Source organism: Filobacillus milosensis (genome assembly GCF_004402015.1).
In the GTDB taxonomy this organism is placed as follows: Bacteria; Bacillota; Bacilli; order Bacillales; family Alkalibacillaceae; genus Filobacillus; species Filobacillus milosensis.
Genome location: NZ_SOPW01000077.1, coordinates 1 through 309, shown reverse-complemented (window position 1 = coordinate 309; position 309 = coordinate 1). Strand labels below are relative to the sequence as shown.

At 69.3% G+C, this 309-nt stretch carries 1 protein-coding gene; it reads right to left on the bottom strand.

Annotation, left to right across the window (positions count from 1 at the left end; translation table 11 throughout):
• Positions 1–309 (bottom strand): PLP-dependent transferase (locus E3U55_RS17185; RefSeq protein WP_194840975.1); only part of this gene is annotated, 309 nt, incomplete at both ends.

Here is a 309-nt window from a genome sequence, read left to right as displayed (position 1 = left end):
CCGGGAGCACGAGATTGGGCGCGTTGTGGCCTGCGCCTTCGGCGTCGAAGCGTCCGTCGTCGACGATCACGCCACCCAGCACGGAACCATGCCCGGCGAGGAACTTCGACGCCGAGTGGACCACGATCGCGGCGCCGTGTTCCAGAGGACGCAGAATCGCCGGTGTCGCGAGGGTGTTGTCGACGATCAGCGGGATCGCGAACTCTTCCCCGACGGCGCTGACGGCGCGGGTGTCGAGCACGTCGTTGCGGGCGTTCGCGATCGATTCGGCGAACAGCGCGCGGGTGTTCGGGCGGATCGCGCTCCGCC